This is a genomic window from Aquabacter albus (assembly GCF_040049275.1).
Lineage (GTDB): Bacteria > Pseudomonadota > Alphaproteobacteria > Rhizobiales > Xanthobacteraceae > Aquabacter.
This window is the reverse complement of the sequence record NZ_JBDZDT010000002.1, coordinates 600,634-622,344: the sequence shown is the minus strand read 5'-3', so window position 1 is coordinate 622,344 and position 21,711 is coordinate 600,634. Positions and strand designations below refer to the sequence as shown.

The window sequence follows — 21,711 nt, the reverse complement described above, 5'->3', positions numbered from 1 at the left end:
TCATGGACCTGACCGCGACCAGACCCGCCCCGCCGCCGCTGCCCGACGATGCCCCGCATCTGCTGGTGGTGGACGACGACAGCCGCATCCGCACCCTGCTCTCGCGCTTTCTGAGCGAGCACGGCTACCGTGTGACCACCGCCGCCTCCGCCGCCGAGGCGCGCGGGCGGATGGAGGGCCTCTCCTTCGACCTCTTGGTGCTGGACGTGATGATGCCGGGCGAATCCGGCCTCGACCTCGCCCGCTCCCTGCGTAAGGGGTCGAGCGTGCCCATCCTCATGCTCACCGCCCGCTCGGAGGCGCAGGACCGCATCGCCGGCCTGGAGGTGGGCGCCGACGACTATCTCGGCAAACCCTTCGAGCCGCGCGAGCTGCTGCTGCGCGTGGGCTCCATCCTGAAGCGCGCCGCCCCCGCCCCGCAAAAGGCCATCGAGGAAGTGCGCTTCGGCGATTTCAGCTTCCATCTCGGCCGGGGCGAGCTTTTGCGCGGCGGGGAGCCGGTGCGCATCACCGAGCGCGAGCGCGACATGCTCCGGGCGCTGGCCGAAGCGCCGGGCGACACGGTTCCGCGCCTCGCTCTGGCCGGCAACGGCACGGCGAGCGAGCGGGCGGTGGATGTGCAGGTCAACCGGCTGCGCCGGAAGATCGAGCGCGACCCCACCAATCCGGTCCACGTCCAGACCGTTCGGGGGATCGGCTATCGCCTCGTGGTGACGCCGTGATGCTGGCAGGGGGCCAAGGCACGGAGCGCAGGCGCTTCTGGGCGCGCGTGCGCGAGCTCAACGGGCGGTTCGGTGCGTGGTTCAACCGCATCACGCCCAAAGGCCTCTATCCGCGCTCCCTGCTCATCATCGTCATCCCCATGGTGCTGCTCCAGTCCGTGGTGGCGTTCGTCTTCATGGAGCGCCACTACAACATGGTCACGCGGCGACTCTCCGCCGCCGTGAGCCGCGATGTCGCCGCCGTGGTCTCGCTCTACGCCGCTTTGCCCGAGGAGAAGGAAGGCGCCGCCATCCGCCGCATCGCCTGGCAGGACCTTCAGCTCGCGGTGGACGTGCTGCCGCCCGGCCCCCTCCCCGCCGCCGGCAGCCGGCCCTTCTTCTCCATCCTCGACAGCTTCCTCTCCAACGAGATCGCCGAGCGCATCAAGCAGCCCTATTGGGTGGACACGGTGGGCCGCTCGGACCTCATCGAGGTGCGGGTCCAGATGCCGGACGCGGTGCTGCGCATCTTCGCGCCGCGCAGCTCCGCCTATGCCTCCAACACCCACATCTTCCTGCTCTGGATGGTGGGCACCTCCTTGGTGCTGCTCACCGTCGCCATCCTGTTCCTGCGCAACCAGATCCGTCCCATCGAGAATCTCGCGGACGCCGCCGAGGCGTTCGGCAAAGGGCGCGATGTGGAGAATTTCCGCCCGCGCGGCGCCCGCGAGGTGCGGCGCGCGGCGGTGGTCTTCCTGGAGATGAAGCGGCGCATCGAGCGGCAGATCGAGCAGCGCACCACCATGCTGGCGGGCGTCTCCCACGACATGCGCACCATCCTCACCCGCTTCCGGCTGGAGCTCGCCTTCCTGCCCGAGGGGCCGGAGGTGGACGCGCTGCGCAAGGATGTGGATGAGCTTCAGGGCATGCTGGAAGCCTATCTCGCCTTCGCCCGCGGCGATCCAGGCGAGCAGAGCGCGCTCACCGACATGGCGCAGGTGATCGAGGAGCTGCGCACCAATGCCGAGCGCTCGGGCGCGCAGGCGACGTCCAGCTTCATGGGCCCGCCTCTGGTGCATGTGAAGGCGGATTCGCTGCGCCGCTGCATCGGCAATCTCGTGGGCAATGCGGTGCGCTATGCCCGCTCCCTGGAGATCACCGGCACGCGCGATGCCCGCTGGCTCATGGTCTCGGTGGACGATGACGGCCCCGGCGTTCCAGCGGAGATGCGCGAAGAGGTGTTCCGCCCCTTCCTCAGGCTGGACGATGCCCGCAACCAGGATGCCGGCGGCACTGGCCTCGGCCTCTCCATCGCCCGCGACATCGCGCGGGCGCACGGGGGCGACATCATCCTGGCGGACAGCCCCATGGGCGGGCTGAAAGCGACGCTGCGGCTTCCAGTATAGTTTTTCGCAATTGCCCCGCTCTAGCTAGATCGCGATTCGCGAGGCTATACCCCAGAGCAACCCCAGATCATTTGTGACAAAAATGCATCGTATTCCCGCCGATCTTGCGGCACGAAGCCCTGCATCTGCTTCTTGACAGTATAAAGTAAGCCATTACGGTCACTCGCGATGCGCGATCCGCGCCATCTCATTGTTACATATTCTTTCTTCTTTTTTGGGGGAGTCATGCCAGCCGACATCGCAGATACCGACGCTGAAGGGTGGATTCCCGCCGTCTTTTCGCTGCCCAAGGGCGGCCTCTATGGGGGCGCGTTCGATTCCTCCAGCCTTGATCCCAACATCCGCTCGGTGATGATGGATTATCGCTGGACGACGTCTTATGGCGGGCTCCAGGCTGCCACCACCATCACCTATTCCTTCCCCACCAGCGCGACCGACTATACCAATGCCGCGGGGGGATATCCCGGCTCCCAGGTCCTCAACACCTTCCAGGAATTGACCGCCGCCCAGAAGGCCGCGGTGCACACGGCCTTCGACCTCGTCTCGTCCTACACCAACCTGACGTTCGTCGAGGTGAATTCCGGCTCGGCGCAGGACGCCGCGTTCCGCTTCGCGCAATATGGCGAAGGCGGTTCGGAATCCCGGTTCCCGGCCAATAGCGGCTCCTACGCACCCAGCGACAGCCGCACCGCGGGCGACACCTATCTCGGCGGCAACGGCAATCCCCCCGCCAACTATTTCGGCACTGATCATTTCAACACGATCATGCACGAGATGGGGCACGCCTTCGGCCTGAAGCACGGGCACGACACCACCTATAACGGCGCCCTTGCTGCAACGGTGAATGACAACGAATTCTCGGTCATGACCTATGCCAGCTACTTTGGCGCCGACACCAACGGCGCCACGGAGGCCTGGGTCGGCTCGGCGCCGCAGAGCTACATGATGTACGATATCGCGGCGCTGCAGGCCTATTACGGCGCCAATTTCGACAAGGTCGGCACCGAGGCGATCTATACCTGGGATCCGGTCACCGGCCAGCAATACATCAACGGCGTGCCCGCGGCGGACACCGGCGTCAGCAGCACCGGCAAGATCTTCTCCACCGTGTGGACGGGGGGCGCGGCCTCCACCTACGACCTCAGCAATTTCAGCGAGAACCAGGAAGTTGACCTGCGGCCCGGACATTGGCTGGCCTTCTCGCAAAGCCAGATTGCCGATCTCAACAACGCCGTGCCCGCGGGCACGGCGCAGTATCAGGCGCAAGGCAACATCTACAACGCCCTTCTCTACAATGGCGACCAGCGCTCGCTGGTGAGCAGCGTCATCACCGGCGTCGGCAGCGACACCATCGTCGGCAACGAAGCCGACAACACCATCTCTGCCAATGCCGGGAACGACACCATCTTCGGCGGCCGCGGCAACGACACCATCAGCGGCGGCGCGGGCGCGGACCTCGTGCAGTTCGATGCCGGGTCCAATGTGCTGCGCGACCAGCTCGCCGACCTGAACGGCGACGTGGTCATGGATCTCGGCGTGAACAACAGGGTTGACATCCAGGGGATTCTTCTCGCCCATTCGAGCCTCGCCGTCACGACGACCGCCGATTCTACCCTGATCACTACCCACGGCTCGTCCTTCGAGCTGCGTGGGAATTTCAGCGGCGGCGACTTCATGGCGGCCGCCCGCGGCGGTGCCGATTCGCACACCGAGCTCAGCTACGTGAACTTCCTGCCGACCCTGTCGGAAGGGGTGAGCGTCAATCTCGCCGCCGTCAACGGCATCGCCAACGCGCCGTTCCTCACCGGCGACGGCACCGTCGGCTTCTCCATGCAGATGGAGTCCGCGGTCTCGAACTACAGCAACATGCTGGGCTACTACACGGTGTCCGTGGACGGCACGATCTCGGACGTGCATCTGGCATTCGCGAACACGCTGGCGGCCGGCAACGCGTCCCACCTCATCGATATCGGCACGCCGGACGCCGGCGAGCACATAGGCTTCTTCCTAATCCAGAACGGCTTCAGCCTCTATGGCGGCCTGCCGGACGATCTCTCCTTCGTCGGATCGGACGCGTCGCACCCGGCGGACATCGATGCCGGAGCGCCTCCGGTGCTCTACAGCGCCAGCCGTGGGCTCCTCGACGGCGCCCAGATCTTCCACTCCTTCGCGGACCTCAATGCGGGGGACGAGCAGCACGTCCTCTCCGGCACCTCTGTGGGCGGAGACTTCCTGCGGATCGGCTTCGAGGACGTGGCGACCAGCGCCGGCGACAACGACTTCCAGGACGTGGTCTTCAGCATCCACACCGATCTGAGCGGCCTGCTCCTCGTCTGAGCGTACGCCTCACCACCAAAGCTTGGAGCCGCCCTTCCCGGGCGGCTCTTTTGCTATGGGCGGTCGTCTTCCACGCTTATCCCGCTCTCGATCCCGAGCAGGCGCTCCTTCACTTCAAGGCCGCCGGCGAACCCGGTGAGCGCGCCCGTCGATCCCACCACCCGGTGGCAGGGCGCGATGATGGAGATAGGGTTCCTGCCATTTGCAGCGCCCACCGCCCGGAAAGCCGTGGGCTTGCCGATCTGCCGGGCGATCTCGCCATAGCTGCGGGTCTTGCCGAACGGGATCGTCAGGAGCGCTGCCCAGACACTCTTCTGGAAAGCGGTGCCCTTGAAATCGAGCGGTACGGTGAAGGCCTTCAGCCGCCCCGCGAAATAGGCGCCGAGCTGCTGCTCGGTCTCCAGCAGGATGGGATGGTCCGGAACCTCAACGAGAGGGCCGAGACGCACCCTTCGCGGGTCGTCATTCTCCCAGAGGATCGCCGCCAGGCCCATATCGCTTGCCACGAGCTTCAGGAGGCCGACCGGCGTCTTCGTCATCTTGTAGGCGTAGGCCATCTCTCCAATCCTCGTTCCCCGGCGCGCCGGCGGGCGCCCCTGTCACGGACCGGGCGTGATGCAGGGAAGCTCGGAAACCTCCCATAGCAGGAGAGATGAAATTCATCGCCGGGCCAACCCGATATCCCCTGTCCGACCAGCGTGGCTCCCAAACGAAAAGAGCCGCCCGAAGGCGGCTCTCAACGTCGTTTTCACAGATCCCGTGAGGATCACTCGGCCGCGTCGGCCGGGCCTTCCACCATCTGCTGGTTGTCGCCGTCGCGGGTGGCGACGATGAGGTCGTCCCGGGAGTTCGCAACCGCCCGCAGCTTGCTCATCTGCGCGCCGGTGCCGGCCGGGATGAGGCGGCCGACGATGACGTTCTCCTTCAGGCCATCGAGCGGATCAATCTTGCCGTTGACCGCCGCCTCGGTGAGGACGCGGGTGGTTTCCTGGAACGAGGCCGCCGAGAAGAAGGAGCGGGTCTGCAGGCTTGCCTTCGTGATGCCGAGGAGCACGGGATGGCCGGTCGCGGGCTTCTTGCCCTCTTCCGCCGCCTTCTCGTTTGCCTCGACAAGCTCGATGCGATCCACCTGCTCGCCGTCCAGGAACTCGGTCTCGCCCGCATCATCGATCTCCACCTTCTGGAGCATGTTGCGGACAATCACCTCGATGTGCTTGTCGTTGATGTTCACGCCCTGGAGCCGGTAGACCTCCTGGATCTCGTTGACGAGGAAGGCCGCGAGCTCTTCCACGCCCTTGATCGCCAGGATGTCGTGCGGCGCCGGGTTGCCGTCGACGAGGAAGTCGCCCTTCTCCACGACGTCGCCGTCCTGGAGATGGATGTGCTTGCCCTTCGGGATCAGGTACTCCACCGCATCCCCGCCCTCGCCGGGCTCGATGGTCAGGCGGCGCTTGTTCTTGTAGTCGCGGCCGAAGCGGACGGTGCCGCTGATCTCCGCGATGATGGCCGCATCCTTGGGACGGCGCGCCTCGAACAGCTCCGCCACGCGCGGCAGGCCGCCCGTGATGTCGCGGGTCTTGGCGCTCTCCATGGGCACGCGGGCCACCGCGTCGCCGGCCTTGATGACCTGGCCGGGATCCACCGAGATGATGGCCTCGACGGGAAGCGAGTAGCGGGCATCGCCGCCACGGGCCAGCTTCAGGATCTTGCCGTCCTTGCCCTTGATGAGGATGGCCGGCCGCAGGTCCGCCCCGCGCACGGCACGGGTGTCCGTGACCACGCGCTTGGCGATGCCGGTGGCCTCGTCGATCACTTCGTTGAGGGACTGGCCTTCCACCAGGTCCTCGAAGCCGACGGTGCCGTCCACCTCAGTCAGGATGGGACGGGTGTAGGGGTCCCATTCCGCGATGCGCTGGCCGCGCTTCATGGTGTCGCCCTCATCCACCTTCAGGCGCGAGCCGTACTGGATGCGGTGGACAGCGCGCTCGGTGCCGTCGTGATCGACGATCACGACCGCCAGGGTGCGCGACATGACGATGAGATCGCCTTCCGAGTTCCGCGCCACGTTGCGGTTGCGGATGCGGACCACGCCTTCGAAGTTGCTCTCCACGAAGGAGGAATCCGCCAGCTGCGCCGCACCGCCGATATGGAAGGTGCGCATGGTGAGCTGGGTGCCCGGCTCGCCAATGGACTGCGCCGCGATGACGCCGACCGCTTCGCCCATGTTGACGGGCGTGCCGCGGGCGAGATCGCGCCCGTAGCAGGTGCCGCAGACGCCGTTGCGGGTCTCGCAGGTCAGCACCGACCGGATCTTGATCTCCTGGATGCCCGACTTGTTGATCCGCTCGACGTGCCACTCTTCGATCATCGTGCCCTTCGGCACGATGATGTCGCCGGAGACCACGTCGACGATGTCTTCGCCCGCGGTGCGTCCGAGGACGCGCGAGGAGAGCGAAGCCACCACCTGGCCGCTGTCGATGATGGCGCGCATGTGGATGCCGCTGTCGCCGCCGCAATCCACCTCGGTGATGATCGAGTCCTGCGCCACGTCGACGAGGCGGCGGGTCAGGTAGCCCGAGTTCGCGGTCTTCAAGGCGGTGTCGGCGAGACCCTTACGGGCACCGTGGGTGGAGTTGAAGTACTCCATCACGGTCAGGCCTTCCTTGAAGTTCGAGATGATCGGGCTCTCGATGATCTCGCCGGAGGGCTTCGCCATGAGGCCGCGCATACCGGCCAGCTGCTTCATCTGGGCGGGCGACCCACGCGCTCCGGAGTGGGACATCATGTAGATCGAGTTGATCTGTCGGTCCCGCCCGGTCTTGGGATCCTTACGGACCGCCGAGATTTCCTTCATCATCTCGTCGGCGATGCGGTCGGTGCACTTGCCCCACGCATCGACGACCTTGTTGTACTTCTCGCCCTGGGTGATCAGGCCGTCATTGTACTGCTGCTCGTATTCCTTGGTGAGCGAGCGGGTCTCTTCCACGAGATCCCACTTCTTCTTCGGCACGACCATGTCGTCCTTGCCGAAGGAAATGCCCGCGCGGAACGCGTTGTAGAAGCCGAGCGCCATGATCCGGTCGCAGAAGATCACGCTCTCCTTCTGCCCGCAGTGGCGGTACACCGCGTCGATCATGTTGGAGATTTCCTTCTTCGTCATCAGCTTGTTGACGACGTCGTAGGAAACCTTCGGATGCTTCGGCAGAAGCTCCCCGATCTTCATGCGGCCGGGAGTGGTCTCATAGATCTTGGAGTAGCGGCGGCCCTCGGCGTTCACGCCGATATAGCGGCCGCGGATCTTCGTGTGCAGCGTGATCGCCTTGGCGGCGATGGCGTGGTCGATCTCGCCCATGTCCGCGAACATCATGCCCTCGCCGGGCTCGTTCTCGCGCATGATGGAGAGATAATAGAGGCCGAGCACAATGTCCTGCGACGGCACGATGATGGGCTGGCCGTTCGCCGGATGCAGGATGTTGTTGGTGGACATCATGAGCACGCGCGCTTCCAGCTGGGCTTCCAGCGAGAGGGGCACGTGCACGGCCATCTGGTCACCGTCGAAGTCGGCGTTGAACGCGGCGCAGACCAGCGGGTGAAGCTGGATCGCCTTGCCTTCGATCAGCACCGGCTCGAAGGCCTGGATGCCCAGGCGGTGAAGGGTGGGCGCGCGGTTCAGCATCACGGGATGCTCGCGGATCACCTCGTCGAGGATGTCCCAAACCTCGGGACGCTCCTTCTCCACCAGCTTCTTCGCCTGCTTGACGGTGGCCGAATGGCCCTTGGCGTCGAGGCGGGCGTAGATGAAGGGCTTGAACAGCTCCAGCGCCATCTTCTTGGGCAGGCCGCACTGGTGGAGCTTCAGCTCCGGGCCCACCACGATCACCGAGCGGCCGGAATAGTCGACGCGCTTGCCGAGCAGGTTCTGGCGGAACCGGCCCTGCTTGCCCTTCAGCATGTCGGCGAGCGACTTCAGGGGACGCTTGTTGGCGCCCGTGATGACGCGGCCGCGGCGGCCGTTGTCGAACAGCGCATCCACCGCTTCCTGAAGCATGCGCTTCTCGTTGCGGATGATGATGTCAGGCGCGCGCAGCTCGATCAGCCGCTTCAGGCGGTTGTTGCGATTGATGACGCGGCGGTAGAGGTCGTTCAGGTCAGACGTGGCGAACCGGCCGCCGTCCAGCGGGACGAGCGGGCGCAGGTCCGGCGGGATGACCGGAACGTGTGTCAGGATCATCCATTCCGGCTTGTTGCCGGAGAGCTGGAAGGCCTCGACGATCTTCAGGCGCTTGGCGAGCTTCTTGGGCTTCAGCTCGGTGGTGGCCTCGGAGATCTCCACGCGCAAATCGGCGGCGATCTTGTCGAGGTCCATGGAGCGCAGCAGCTCGCGGATGGCTTCCGCGCCGATCATGGCGGTGAAGCTGTCATCCCCGTACTCGTCCTGGGCGCGCAGATAGTCGTCCTCGGACAGCAGCTGGCGATACTTGAGCGGGGTGAGGCCCGGCTCCAGCACGACGAAATATTCGAAGTACAGGATGCGCTCCAGGTCCTTCAGCGTCATGTCGAGCAGCAGGCCGATGCGGCTCGGGAGCGACTTCAGGAACCAGATGTGGGCGACGGGCGCGGCGAGCTCGATGTGGCCCATGCGCTCGCGCCGCACCCGCGAGAGCGTGACTTCCACGCCGCACTTCTCGCAGATGATGCCCTTGTACTTCATGCGCTTGTACTTGCCGCACAGGCACTCATAGTCCTTGATGGGACCGAAGATGCGCGCGCAGAACAAGCCGTCACGCTCGGGCTTGAACGTGCGGTAGTTGATGGTCTCAGGCTTCTTGATCTCGCCATAGGACCAGGAGGCGATCTTGTCCGGGCTCGCGATCGAGATCTTGATCTGATCGAAGGTCGGAGCCGGGGTCGCCGGATTGAAGAGATTCATCACCTCTTGATTCATGGCCATCTCCTTCGGCTCGGCCGGAACCTCCCCTCTTGCCGCTGAGGGGTACCGGCCGGAAAATTCATAAGCGCAGCGGCGACTGGCGGAGGCGCGACGCCTCCGCCCCTAAAAGCGTGGCCTCACTCGGCCGCGGGCAGATTTTCACGGGTGCCGGGGCTGACATTGCGCCCGGTCTTGGAATTGAGCAGCTCGACGTTGAGGCCGAGCGAGCGCATTTCCTTCACCAGCACGTTGAAGCTCTCGGGGATGCCGCTCTCGAACGTGTCTTCGCCGCGCACGATGGATTCGTACACCTTCGTGCGGCCGGCGACGTCGTCCGACTTCACCGTCAGCATCTCCTGCAGCGTATAGGCGGCGCCGTAGGCTTCCAGCGCCCACACTTCCATTTCGCCGAAGCGCTGGCCGCCGAACTGCGCCTTGCCGCCCAGGGGCTGCTGGGTGACGAGCGAGTAGGGGCCGATGGAGCGGGCGTGGATCTTGTCGTCCACCAGATGGTGCAGCTTCAGCATGTAGATGTAGCCGACCGTGACCTTACGATCGAACGGCTCGCCCGTGCGCCCGTCGAACAGCGTGGACTGGCCCGAGCGGTCGAGACCCGCGCGCTCCAGTTCGTGCTCGATGTCCGCCTCGTGCGCACCGTCGAAGACCGGGGTCGCCATGGGCACGCCCTTACGCAGGTTCTCACCCAGCTCCAGCACCTGGCCCTCATTGAGCACGGTGATGTCGTCGGGACCGTAAATGCCCTCCAGGGTGGAGCGCACGTTCTTGAGATCCTTCGAGCCGTAATAGGCGTCCATGGCGGCTGCGATCTGCCGGCCGAGGCCCGCGCAGGCCCAGCCCAGATGGGTCTCCAGGATCTGCCCCACATTCATGCGGCTCGGCACGCCGAGCGGGTTCAGCACGATGTCGACATTGGTGCCGTCCTCGAGGAACGGCATGTCCTCCACCGGCACGATGCGCGAGACCACGCCCTTGTTGCCGTGGCGGCCCGCCATCTTGTCGCCGGGCTGGATCTTGCGCTTCACCGCGACGAAGACCTTGACCATCTTCATCACGCCGGGGGGCAGCTCGTCGCCGCGCTGCAGCTTCTCGACCTTGTCGAGGAAGCGCTGCTCAAGGCGCTTCTTCGATTCGTCGTACTGGGCGCGGATCGCCTCGATCTCGCTCATGAGCGCATCGTCGGCCACCGCGAACAGCCACCACTGCGAGCGCGGGAACTCGGTGAGGATCGCCCGAGTGATCTCGGTGTCCTTCTTGAAGCCCTTCGGACCCGCGATGGCGGTCTTGCCGTCGAGGATCTCGGTGAGGCGGCCGTAGACGTTGCGGTCGAGGATCGCCTGCTCGTCGTCGCGGTCCTTCGCGAGACGCTCGATCTCTTCCCGCTCGATGGCCAGCGCACGCTCGTCCTTGTCGACGCCGTGGCGGTTGAACACGCGCACTTCGACGATGGTGCCCGTCGTACCCGGGGGCAGGCGGAGCGAGGTGTCGCGCACGTCGGCAGCCTTCTCGCCGAAGATGGCGCGCAGCAGCTTCTCTTCCGGCGTCATCGGGCTCTCGCCCTTGGGGGTGATCTTGCCCACCAGGATGTCGCCGGCGCGCACTTCCGCGCCGATATAGACGATGCCGGCCTCGTCGAGATTCTTCAGCGCCTCTTCCGAGACGTTGGGAATGTCGCGGGTGATTTCCTCAGGCCCGAGCTTCGTGTCGCGAGCCATGGCCTCGAATTCCTCGATATGGATCGAGGTGAACACGTCTTCCTTGACGATGTTCTCCGAGAGCAGGATCGAGTCTTCGAAGTTGTAGCCGTTCCACGGCATGAACGCGACGAGCACGTTGCGGCCGAGCGCCAGCTCGCCGAGCTCGGTCGAGGGACCGTCGGCGATGATGTCGCCCTTGCGCACGATATCGCCCACGCGCACCAGCGGACGCTGGTTGATGCAGGTGGACTGGTTGGAGCGCTGGAACTTCATCAGCCGGTAGATGTCGACGCCCGACTTGGAGGGATCGGCCTCTTCCGTCGCGCGGATGACGATACGGGTCGCGTCCACCTGGTCGATGATGCCGGTGCGGCGGGCGGCGATGGCGGCTCCGGAATCCCGGGCCACCACGGCCTCCATGCCGGTGCCGACCAGCGGAGCCTGGGAGCGCACCAGCGGCACCGCCTGGCGCTGCATGTTCGAGCCCATGAGCGCGCGGTTCGCGTCGTCGTTCTCAAGGAACGGGATGAGCGCGGCGGCGACCGAGACCAACTGCTTCGGCGACACGTCCATGAAGTCGACGCGGTCCGGGGTGACGAGAAGCACGTCGCCCGCATGGCGGCAGACGATGAGGTCTTCCTCGAACCGGCCGTTGGCGTCGAGCGGGATGTTGGCCTGCGCGACGTGGTACTTCCCCTCCTCCATGGCGGAGAGATAGACCACCTCGTCGGTCACGTGCCCGTCCACCACCTTGCGGTAGGGCGTCTCGATGAAGCCGTACTTGTTCACGCGGGCGAAGGTGGCCAGCGAGTTGATGAGGCCGATATTCGGGCCTTCCGGCGTCTCGATGGGGCAGATGCGGCCATAATGGGTCGGGTGCACGTCGCGCACCTCGAAGCCCGCCCGCTCGCGGGTGAGGCCGCCCGGGCCAAGCGCCGAGAGGCGGCGCTTGTGGGTGATCTCGGAGAGCGGGTTGGTCTGGTCCATGAACTGCGAGAGCTGGGACGAGCCGAAGAACTCGCGCACCGCCGCCGCCACCGGCTTCGCATTGATCAGGTCCTGCGGCATCACGGTGTCGATGTCGACGGACGACATGCGCTCCTTGATGGCGCGCTCCATGCGCAGCAGGCCGATGCGGTACTGGTTCTCCATGAGCTCGCCGACCGAGCGCACGCGGCGGTTGCCGAGATGGTCGATATCGTCGATCTCGCCCTTGCCGTCGCGCAGCTCCACCAGCGTCTTGATGACCGCGAGGATGTCTTCGCGGCGCAGCGTGCGCACGGTGTCCTCGGCGTCGAGGTCCAGGCGCATGTTCATCTTCACGCGGCCGACGGCGGACAGGTCATAGCGCTCGCTGTCGAAGAACAGCGAGTGGAACATGGCCTGGGCGCTGTCGATGGTCGGCGGCTCGCCGGGACGCATCACGCGGTAGATGTCGAACAGCGCATCCTCGCGCGTCACGTTCTTGTCGGCCGAGAGCGTGTTGCGGATGTAGGCGCCGGTATTGACGTGGTCGATGTCGAGGATCGGGATCTCGTTGTAGCCCGCTTCCTCGAGCTGCTTCAGCAGCTTCTCGGTGATCTCGTCGCCCGCTTCCGCGTTGATCTCGCCGGTGGCGGGGTCAACGAGGTCCTCGGCGATATACTGGCCGACCATCTCGCCGTCGGAGATCTTAAGGGCCTTCAGGCCCTTCTCGGCCAGCTGGCGGGCGGCGCGCACGGTCAGCTTCTTGCCGGCCTCGACGACCACTTCGCCGGTGTCCGCGTCCACCATGTCGGAGACGGCCTTGTAGCCCTTCATCCGCTTGGGGTCGAACGGCATCCGCCAGCCGTCCTTGGCGCGGCTGTAGGGGATCTTCTCGTAGAAGGTGTCGAGGATCTCTTCCGAATCGAGGCCGAGCGCGTAGAGCAGGCTCGTCACCGGGATCTTCCGGCGACGGTCGATGCGCGCATAGACGATGTCCTTGGCGTCGAACTCGATGTCGAGCCAGGAACCGCGATACGGGATGATGCGGGCGGCGAAGAGCAGCTTGCCCGAGGAGTGGGTCTTGCCCTTGTCGTGGTCGAAGAAGACGCCCGGCGAGCGGTGCATCTGCGAGACGATCACGCGCTCCGTGCCGTTGACGATGAACGTGCCGTTCATGGTCATCAGCGGGATGTCGCCGGTGTAGACGTCCTGCTCCTTGATGTCCTTCACGGACTTGGCGCCGGTGTCCGGGTCCACATCGAACACGATGAGGCGGAGCGTCACCTTCAGCGGGGCAGCGAAGGTCATGCCGCGCTGGCGGCACTCGTCCACGTCATACTTCGGCTGCTCGAACTCGTACTTCACGAACTCCAGCATGGCGGCGCCGGAGAAGTCCGAAATCGGAAATACCGACTTGAACACCGCCTGGAGACCGTCGTCCGCGCGTCCGCCCTTCGGCTCCTCGATTTGCAGGAACTGGTCATAGGACGCCTTCTGAACCTCGATGAGGTTCGGCATCTCTGCGACTTCCTGAATCTTGCCGAAGAATTTGCGGATACGCTTGCGACCGGTGAACGTCTGCGCCATCTCGATCCTCGTCCGTCCTGGTCCCTGGGGCCCGGCCTTTCTCGAAGAAAGGCATCCGCGCCGGCCCTCTGACCCATCACCGCCACGGCGGAAAGGTTGAGGGCATGAAGCCATCCCTTTCCGCACCGAAACGGCTCGCCGGGCAGCCGGTCAAAGGCTGCCTGGAGAACCGTCTTCACACCGCCCCGCCGAAACGGAGCAAGCGGCCCCGGATCAATCCGGGGCCGCCCTTGTTCAAAAGCTCACTTGAGCTCGACCTTGGCGCCAGCCTTCTCGAGCTGAGCCTTGAGCTTCTCAGCTTCGTCCTTGGCCACGCCTTCCTTGACGGGCTTGGGAGCAGCTTCCACCAGATCCTTGGCTTCCTTGAGGCCCAGGCCGGTGATGGCGCGGACTTCCTTGATGACCTCGATCTTCTTGTCGCCGGCGGCAGCCAGGACAACGGTGAACTCGGTCTGCTCTTCCACGGCGGCAGCGGCAGCGCCAGCGCCGGGGGCAGCCGCAACCGCGACGGCGGCAGCGGCGGACACGCCCCACTTCTCTTCGAGGAGCTTCGCGAGCTCGGCGGCCTCGAGGACGGTGAGGGAGGACAACTCGTCAACGAGCTTCGACAGATCAGCCATAGTATGTTCCTAAGATAGGTTCGAATTTCAGGTTTGCGAGATCCAACCGCCTCACGCGGCTTCGTCCTGTTTGGCATAGGCCCCGAACACGCGGGCGAGCTTCGCCGCCGGCGCGGTGGTGAGCTGGGCGATCTTGGTGGCCGGGGCCTGGATCAGGCCGACCAGCTTCGCACGCAGTTCATCCAGCGACGGCAGAGTGGCTAGCGCCTTCACACCGTCGACATTCAGGGCCGTCTTGCCCATCGCCCCGCCAAGGATGACGAACTTCTCGTTCGCCTTGGCAAAGTCGACGGCAACCTTCGGCGCCGCAACGGGATCGTTTGAATAAGCGATCACGGTGGGTCCCTTCAGGAGGGACGCCACATGGGCGACGTCGGAGCCTTCCAGAGCGATTTTGGCGAGGCGGTTCTTCGCCACCTTCACGGTCGCACCATTGGCCTTCATCTGCCGACGCAAGTTCGACATCTGGGCCACGGTGAGGCCGGAATAGTGGGCCACCACGACGACCGACGTGTTCTTGAACACATCGGTGAGCGTCGTGACGAGCTCTTGTTTTTCCGCTCGATCCACGTCTGGCTCTCTTTAAGCCTGTGGCGGAACCAAGGGCTGGCTCCGCCGGTTGCACCTTGCCGCCCGTCCGTGCCCGGACTGTCCACAAAGGGACATGCCGGTCGCGAAACGCGCGACGCTCACATGCCCTGTCCCCTCGGGATCCGGGTCACCGGCCACAAGGTGCTGGTTCGAACCTTCTTTTGCGCGACGCCGGAGCGCCGTCCAAATTCCGGTCTTCCCCGTCTATGCTGGCCCTCCAGAGGACGCCCCGGATGGGACGTCTGGCGAGGATTAAGCCGCGCAAAGCACGGCGCCTGCAGTCTCGGACAGGACTCTCGTCCGCCCCTCCGGCCAGCGCTGAAGCTGACTTTAGAGACGAACTTAAAGGCCGGGCGGGCGAACCCTCCCAGCCCCTCCGACGCTGTCTCCAGCGCGGAAGCCGATAACTTAATACCTCCCGGCCGCGTTTCCACGGTTCAGGAACGGGTTCTATAGAGGGTTAAGGGCGCGTTGTCACGCCCTTTCCCGGCTTTCCACCTGACGGTGTCGTGATTCCGTCACGTCGCCAAGGGAGACGCACACCATTCCCCCTCCCGCTTGCGGGAAAGGGAACGGGCGGTCCTTTTATCAGGCGCTGGCGCCGGCCGAGAGCACGCTCGCAGGCTCGACCTTGATGCCGGGACCCATGGTGGAGGTCACGGCGACGCGCTGCACATAGGTGCCCTTCGCGCCGGTCGGACGGGCCTTCACCACCGCGTCGGCGAAGGCGCGGATGTTCTCGGCGAGCTTGTCCACCGGGAACGAGGCCTTGCCGATGCCGCCATGGATGATGCCGGCCTTCTCGACGCGGAACTCCACCGCGCCGCCCTTGGCGGCGGCCACGGCGGCCTTCACGTCCATGGTCACGGTGCCGACCTTCGGGTTCGGCATCAGGCCACGCGGGCCGAGGATCTTGCCGAGGCGGCCGACGAGGGGCATCAGGTCCGGGGTCGCGATGCAGCGATCGAACTCGATGGTGCCGCCCTGGATGGTCTCCAGGAGGTCCTCGGCGCCGACGATGTCGGCACCCGCCGCCTTCGCCTCATCCGCCTTGGCGCCGCGGGCGAACACCGCCACGCGCACCGTGCGGCCCGAGCCGTTGGGCAGGTTGCACACGCCGCGGACCATCTGGTCCGCATGGCGCGGGTCGACACCGAGGTTGATCGCCACTTCGATGGTCTCGTCGAACTTGGCGGTCGCCCGCTCCTTCAGGAGCGCGATGGCCTCGTCCAGGGGATAGAGCTTCAGGCGATCGATGCCCTCGCTCGCGGCGCGGATGCGCTTGCCATGCTGTGCCATCGTCGTCACCCCTGAACCTGGAGGCCCATGGACCGGGCCGAGCCTTCGAGCATGCGGACCGCCGATTCGACGGTGTCGCAGTTCAGATCCTTCATCTTCTTCTCGGCGATCTCATTGAGCTGAGCGCGCGTGACCTTGCCGACGGTCGCGCCCTTGCCGGGAGTCTTGGAGCCAGTGCCGGGCTTCTTCTTCGTCTCGAGGCCAGCGGCCTTCTTCAGGAAGTAGGAGACCGGGGGGCTCTTCATCTCGAAGGTGAAGGAGCGGTCCTGGTAGACCGTGATGACGACGGGGATGGGCATCCCCTTCTCTTCCTTCTGCGTCTGGGCGTTGAACGCCTTGCAGAACTCCATGATGTTCAGGCCGCGCTGGCCGAGCGCGGGGCCGATGGGCGGCGCCGGATTGGCGCTGCCGGCAGCGACCTGCAGCTTGATATAGCCGGTGATTTTCTTCGCCATGTCTAACTCCCACAATAGGGGCCGACAGCCCGCTCAGGGAGCAGGGCCGGATCGGCCGGGGTCCGTGGTCCGGATCTCAGGGGCATTGGCGAGACGCCCCGTCACCTCCCACGTTCACGTCCGGAGGAAAACCTCCGGTCCGCCTTTCCTCAAGCGCAGGGCGCTTCAGGAAAGGGCGTTCACATAATGTATCGGGTCACCGGAAGCAAGGGCGGGACCGCATGAAGCGGACAATCCGTCATCCCCGGACTTGATCCGGGGATCCACCGCCGTCCCAAAAGTGCACCTGGCGGAGCCCCGTGGGTGCCCGGGTCAAGCCGGGGCATGACGCGGCTATTGAGAGGCCCTCAGACCTTCTCAACCTGGCCGAATTCCAGCTCCACTGGCGTCGCGCGGCCGAAGATGGAGACGGCGACCTTGAGGCGGGAGCGGCCCTCGTCCACTTCCTCCACGATGCCGTTGAACGAGGCGAAGGGGCCGTCTGACACCTTCACCGTCTCGCCCACCTCGTAGGAAATGGACGGCTTCGGGCGCTCGATGCCCTCCTGCACCTGCTGCAGGATGCGCATGGCCTCGTTCTCGGAGATGGGCATGGGCTTGTTGTCGGCGCCCAAAAATCCCGTCACCTTCGGGGTGTTCTTGATGAGGTGGAAGGCCTCGTCCGTGAGGTCCATCTTCACGAGCACGTAGCCGGGGAAGAACTTCCGCTCGGTGTCCACCTTCCGGCCGCGGCGCACCTCGACCACCTTCTCGGTGGGCACGAGGATCTGCTCGAACAGGTCGGCGAGGCCGCGCTGGTCGGCCTGCTCGCGGATCGAATCCGCCACCTTCTTCTCGAAATTGGAATAGGCGTGGACGATGTACCAGCGCTTCGCCATGGCGGTTCTCAATGCCCTATGCGGAGGATCTGGCTGACGGCGAACTGTATGACCTGGTCCGTGGCCAGGAAGAACAGCGAGGCGATCAGCACCATCAGGAACACCATGCCGGTGGTGATCAGCGTCTCGCGCCGCGTCGGCCACGTGACCTTCGCAGTCTCGTTGCGGACCTGCTGGAAGAATTCGACGGGACTGATCTTCGCCATATTGCCTCGGCCCGGCCGGCTCGCGCCCGCCTTCGCCTTCTCCTCGGTTCCGGCGGCCGTCGGAGCAGAGCTTCGATGGATCGCCGTCATGAAACGTCAGGCCACCTGCCTGCGGTCTTCAAATGCCTGTGCGCGACATGGTCCGCGCTCATTCCCTCGGTGCTGGCAGGAGTGGAGGGACTCGAACCCCCAACCCCCGGTTTTGGAGACCGGTGCTCTAACCAGTTGAGCTACACTCCTACTGCCTGAGCACTCGAGGGTATGCGCCCTCGCGCCGGAAAGCGATCCAGCGCATCGGGGCCTGTGTGTCTAGTCAGCGAAAGAGCGCCTGTAAAGGGGCACTGCGCGCTTTCCCCTGTTCATGATGCGACACGTCCCCTCTCCCGCTTGCGGGGGAGGGTTAGGGAGGGGGCAGCGAAGCACCAACCCTCAAAACAAAACGGGCCGGCGCGAGGCCGGCCCGTCGATTCTGGCCCGTGAGGGCCGGGATCACTCGATGATTGACGCGACGACGCCGGCGCCGACGGTGCGGCCGCCTTCACGGATGGCGAAGCGCAGCTTCTCCTCCATGGCGATCGGCACGATCAGGTGCACGTCCATCGACACGTTGTCCCCCGGCATCACCATTTCGGTGCCTTCGGGAAGCGTGCACACGCCCGTCACGTCGGTCGTGCGGAAGTAGAACTGCGGACGATAGTTGGTGAAGAACGGCGTGTGACGGCCACCCTCCTCCTTCGTCAGGATGTAGGCCTCGGCCTTGAACTTGGTGTGCGGCTTCACCGAACCCGGCTTGCACACAACCTGGCCGCGCTCCACGTCCTCGCGCTTCGTGCCGCGCAGCAGGATGCCGACATTGTCGCCCGCCTGCCCCTGGTCCAGCAGCTTGCGGAACATCTCGACGCCGGTCACCGTGGTCTTCAGCGTCGGGCGGATGCCGATGATCTCGACTTCCTCGCCAACCTTCACGATGCCGCGCTCGACGCGGCCGGTCACCACAGTGCCGCGGCCCGAGATCGAGAACACGTCCTCGATCGGCATCAGGAACGGCAGGTCGATCGGACGCTCCGGCTGCGGGATGTACTTGTCCACCTCGGCCATCAGCTTCAGGATCGCCTCGGTGCCCAGCTCCGGAGACTTGTTCTCCAGCGCCATCAGCGCCGAGCCGCGCACGATCGGGATGTCGTCGCCCGGGAAGTCGTACTTGGAGAGCAGCTCGCGCACCTCCATCTCGACCAGCTCCAGGAGCTCGGGATCGTCGACCATGTCGCACTTGTTCAGGAACACCACCAGCGCCGGCACGCCCACCTGGCGGGCCAGGAGGATGTGCTCGCGGGTCTGCGGCATCGGGCCGTCGGCGGCGGACACCACCAGGATCGCGCCGTCCATCTGCGCCGCGCCGGTGATCATGTTCTTCACATAGTCGGCGTGGCCGGGGCAGTCCACGTGGGCGTAGTGGCGGTTCGCGGTCTCGTATTCCACGTGTGCCGTGGAGATCGTGATGCCGCGCGCCTTCTCTTCCGGCGCCTTGTCGATCTGGTCGTAGGCCGTGAACGTCGCGCCGCCAGACGTCTCCGCAAGCACCTTCGTGATCGCAGCCGTCAACGACGTCTTGCCATGGTCAACGTGACCAATCGTGCCAATGTTGCAGTGCGGCTTGTTGCGTTCAAATTTTGCTTTGGCCATCGTTCTCTCTCGGTATCCCTGGCTCAGGTCAGTCCACGGCACGCCCTTGCGGGGGCGGAAAAAGACGCCGTGGGATAGGGGGTTTCCGCAGGAACCGCAAGAGGAGCGGGCTTGCGTCTGGAACTCGGAAGCGGAAACGGGCTGGAGCGGGTGAAGGGAATCGAACCCTCGTCATCAGCTTGGAAGGCTGTTGCTCTACCATTGAGCTACACCCGCGCGCGCCGCGGCGGCGCCGCAGTTCGTAGCATATGGACGACGGGTGGTGGAGGGGGTTGGATTTGAACCAACGTAGGCAGAGCCAACGGATTTACAGTCCGTCCCCTTTAACCACTCGGGCACCCCTCCACTGATGAGCCCGTCATCCATGAGGCCGTGGCGCTGACGCCGCAACGGCGCAGCGGCCCGGATGGTCCGGGCGCCTCAAGGAGCGGTTTTATGTGGAAGCGGTTCGATGAAGTCAACCGGAAATGAACGCTCTTCACAGGCCCTGCGAATTGCTGCCGTCCGTCCGTGGATACCATAGCCGCAGCCTGCCCCCGCTTCTATGATGCGCGCCGCGCACGCCAGCCTGGGATCGACCGTCATGCTCAAGGCCCCGCTCTCCCGCCGTTTCGCCGCTTTGCTCCTCGCCGCCTTCACCGGGGTTGGCAACGCAGGCGCAGCCGAGATCACCGTGCTCACCACCGGCGCCTTCAAGCCCGTGGCCGCCGAGCTTGCCGCACGGTTCCAGGCGGAGACGGGCACGACGGTGAAGGTGGAGAACGACACCGCCGGCGCATTGGTGCGCAAGGTGGAAGGCGGCGCCACCTTCGATGTCCTCATCCTCACGCCCGGCGCGCTCGCGGACTTCGCGAAGAAGGGCAAGGTGGCCGAGCCCGTGACAGAGCTGGCTCGTGTCGGCATCGGCGTCGCCGTCAAGGAGGGCGCAGCGCGGCCGGACATCGCCACCGTGGATGGGTTCAAGCGCACGCTCCTTGCAGCCAAATCCGTGGCCATGATCGACCCGGCGGCGGGTGGCTCCAGCGGCATCTATCTGGAGAAGCTGTTCGAGCGCCTCGGCATCGCCCAGGAGATGAAGGCGAAGGCGGTGCTGGTCCCCGGCGGGCTGGTGGCCACCCGCGTCGTCTCCGGCGAAGCGGACATCGCCATCCACCAGATCAGCGAGATCCTCGCCGTGAAGGGCGCGGTGCTGGTCGGTCCCCTGCCGGCGGAGATCCAGAACTTCACCGTCTATGCGGCGGCCGCCTCACCTACCGCGCACCAGCCGGAGGCCGGGGCGTTCCTGAATCTCTTGTCGGGCCCGCAGGCCGCTTCCGTGCTCGAAGCCAAAGGCATGGTGCCGCCGGCGCGGTGACGGCCGGACTTCAGGCGCCCCTTGCGCCCGCCCCGCGGCTCTGACAAAGGCTCTTTCATGTCCGACACCAGCTCCGGCCGGCCGAGCCGCCCCCCTCCCCGTTCCGGCGCGCGCCGGCCCTTCGGCAAAGGCGGGGCGCCCGGCGGTCCTCGCCCCTTCCCCGCCGGCCGCAAGAGCGGGCGCCCGCCCGCCTGGGAGGGCGAGAGCGACGTCGCGCTGCTCTATGGCTGGCACACGGTGGCCGAAGCACTGCGCAACCCCAAGCGCCGCTTCCGCCGCATCCTGGTCACCGAGAATGCCGCGCACCGCCTCACGGAAGAGGGGATCGCGCTGCCCATCGCCCCGGAAGTGGTCCGCCCCTCCGAGATCGACAAGCTGCTCGGCCCCGACGCGGTGCACCAGGGCCTGCTGGCCGAGAGCGACCACCTGCCCTCCCCGCCTTTGTCGAAGGTGGCAAAGCACGACCTCGTATTGGTGCTCGACCAGATCACCGACCCGCACAATGTGGGCGCCATCGTGCGCTCGGCGGCGGCGTTCGGCGTGGGCGCCATCGTCACCACCGCGCGCCACAGCCCGGTGGCCACCGGCGTCCTGGCGAAAAGCGCCTCGGGCGGGCTGGAGCACGTGCCCTTCTGCCTGGTGCAGAACCTCGCCCGCGCGCTCACCGAACTGAAGGACAACGGCATGCTGGTGGTCGGCCTCGACAGCGAGGGCCCGGCCGACATCGAGGACACAATGCTGCGGGCGCCTCTGGCGCTGGTGCTCGGCGCCGAGGGCAAGGGCCTGCGCCAGCTCACCGGCCAAACCTGCGACGTGCTCGCCCGCATCGATCTGCCGGGCGTGATCAAGAGCCTCAACGTGTCCAATGCCGCAGCGCTCTCGCTCGGCATCGCACGCAGGGCGCTCAAGCGGGACGGGCGCGCGCCGAGCTGAGGCCTGACGTTGCGTCATCCCTTCTTCCTAAGACCAACGGCCTATAGACC

General features: G+C 65.6%; 15 protein-coding genes and 3 tRNA genes. 5 read left to right on the top strand and 13 right to left on the bottom strand.

Annotated features, from left to right (window positions below; genetic code table 11):
• The first annotated feature begins 2 nt into the window (after positions 1-2).
• The 3 genes from ABLE91_RS06040 (at position 3) to ABLE91_RS06030 (ending at position 4,444) form a co-directional block, all read left to right on the top strand.
• Positions 3-722 (top strand): response regulator, encoded by a 720-nt coding sequence (locus ABLE91_RS06040; protein WP_348929358.1) that lies wholly within the window; start codon positions 3-5, stop codon positions 720-722.
• Complete coding sequence (locus tag ABLE91_RS06035; protein WP_348929357.1) at positions 722-2,107, top strand: ATP-binding protein; 1,386 nt, start codon at positions 722-724, stop codon at positions 2,105-2,107. The genes ABLE91_RS06040 and ABLE91_RS06035 overlap by 1 nt, the downstream gene beginning before the upstream one ends.
• A 225-nt stretch (positions 2,108-2,332) precedes the next feature.
• A complete protein-coding gene (locus tag ABLE91_RS06030) occupies positions 2,333-4,444 on the top strand; it encodes a DUF4114 domain-containing protein (RefSeq protein ID WP_348929355.1) in 2,112 nt (703 codons plus the stop codon).
• Positions 4,445-4,497: 53 nt separating this feature from the next.
• Here ABLE91_RS06030 and ABLE91_RS06025 read toward each other — a convergent pair whose 3' ends face one another.
• The 13 genes from ABLE91_RS06025 to ABLE91_RS05965 all read right to left on the bottom strand — a co-directional run bounded on the left by ABLE91_RS06025 (position 4,498) and on the right by ABLE91_RS05965 (position 19,719).
• Positions 4,498-5,001: a methylated-DNA--[protein]-cysteine S-methyltransferase gene (locus ABLE91_RS06025; RefSeq protein ID WP_348929353.1), complete on the bottom strand. Its 504-nt coding sequence runs from the start codon at positions 4,999-5,001 to the stop codon at positions 4,498-4,500.
• Between the two features lie 209 nt (positions 5,002-5,210).
• The gene (gene rpoC, locus ABLE91_RS06020) at positions 5,211-9,389 is read right to left on the bottom strand and encodes a DNA-directed RNA polymerase subunit beta' (RefSeq protein ID WP_348929351.1); all 4,179 of its coding nucleotides are present in this window, start codon (positions 9,387-9,389) and stop codon (positions 5,211-5,213) included.
• Positions 9,390-9,511: 122 nt separating this feature from the next.
• Positions 9,512-13,642: a DNA-directed RNA polymerase subunit beta gene (gene rpoB, locus ABLE91_RS06015; protein WP_348929349.1), complete on the bottom strand. Its 4,131-nt coding sequence runs from the start codon at positions 13,640-13,642 to the stop codon at positions 9,512-9,514.
• A 242-nt stretch (positions 13,643-13,884) separates the two neighbouring features.
• Positions 13,885-14,262 (bottom strand): 50S ribosomal protein L7/L12, encoded by a 378-nt coding sequence (rplL, locus tag ABLE91_RS06010; RefSeq protein WP_348929347.1) that lies wholly within the window; start codon positions 14,260-14,262, stop codon positions 13,885-13,887.
• A gap of 51 nt (positions 14,263-14,313) precedes the next feature.
• Positions 14,314-14,832: a 50S ribosomal protein L10 gene (gene rplJ / locus ABLE91_RS06005; protein ID WP_348929344.1), complete on the bottom strand. Its 519-nt coding sequence runs from the start codon at positions 14,830-14,832 to the stop codon at positions 14,314-14,316.
• 609 nt (positions 14,833-15,441) lie between these two features.
• Positions 15,442-16,152: a 50S ribosomal protein L1 gene (gene rplA / locus ABLE91_RS06000; protein WP_348929343.1), complete on the bottom strand. Its 711-nt coding sequence runs from the start codon at positions 16,150-16,152 to the stop codon at positions 15,442-15,444.
• Between the two features lie 5 nt (positions 16,153-16,157).
• The gene (rplK, locus tag ABLE91_RS05995; RefSeq protein WP_348929340.1) at positions 16,158-16,607 is read right to left on the bottom strand and encodes a 50S ribosomal protein L11; all 450 of its coding nucleotides are present in this window, start codon (positions 16,605-16,607) and stop codon (positions 16,158-16,160) included.
• Between the two features lie 347 nt (positions 16,608-16,954).
• On the bottom strand, positions 16,955-17,485 hold the full coding sequence (gene nusG / locus ABLE91_RS05990; protein ID WP_348929337.1) for a transcription termination/antitermination protein NusG: 531 nt from the start codon (positions 17,483-17,485) through the stop codon (positions 16,955-16,957).
• Between the two features lie 8 nt (positions 17,486-17,493).
• Complete coding sequence (secE, locus tag ABLE91_RS05985; RefSeq protein ID WP_348929335.1) at positions 17,494-17,781, bottom strand: preprotein translocase subunit SecE; 288 nt, start codon at positions 17,779-17,781, stop codon at positions 17,494-17,496.
• Between the two features lie 73 nt (positions 17,782-17,854).
• Positions 17,855-17,931, bottom strand: a tRNA-Trp gene (locus tag ABLE91_RS05980).
• 249 nt (positions 17,932-18,180) lie between these two features.
• Positions 18,181-19,374 carry an elongation factor Tu gene (gene tuf / locus ABLE91_RS05975; RefSeq protein ID WP_348929334.1) on the bottom strand — a complete coding sequence of 398 codons (1,194 nt, stop codon included), beginning with the start codon at positions 19,372-19,374 and terminating at the stop codon, positions 18,181-18,183.
• 142 nt (positions 19,375-19,516) lie between these two features.
• Positions 19,517-19,590 (bottom strand) — tRNA-Gly (locus tag ABLE91_RS05970).
• A 44-nt stretch (positions 19,591-19,634) separates the two neighbouring features.
• Positions 19,635-19,719 (bottom strand) — tRNA-Tyr (locus ABLE91_RS05965).
• A gap of 238 nt (positions 19,720-19,957) precedes the next feature.
• On the opposite strand from ABLE91_RS05965, the gene ABLE91_RS05960 reads away from it, so the two are divergent.
• Both ABLE91_RS05960 and ABLE91_RS05955 read left to right on the top strand, forming a co-directional pair.
• A complete protein-coding gene (locus ABLE91_RS05960; protein WP_348929332.1) occupies positions 19,958-20,728 on the top strand; it encodes a molybdate ABC transporter substrate-binding protein in 771 nt (256 codons plus the stop codon).
• 57 nt (positions 20,729-20,785) lie between these two features.
• Positions 20,786-21,661 (top strand): TrmH family RNA methyltransferase, encoded by an 876-nt coding sequence (locus ABLE91_RS05955; protein WP_348929330.1) that lies wholly within the window; start codon positions 20,786-20,788, stop codon positions 21,659-21,661.
• Positions 21,662-21,711 lie beyond the last annotated feature (50 nt).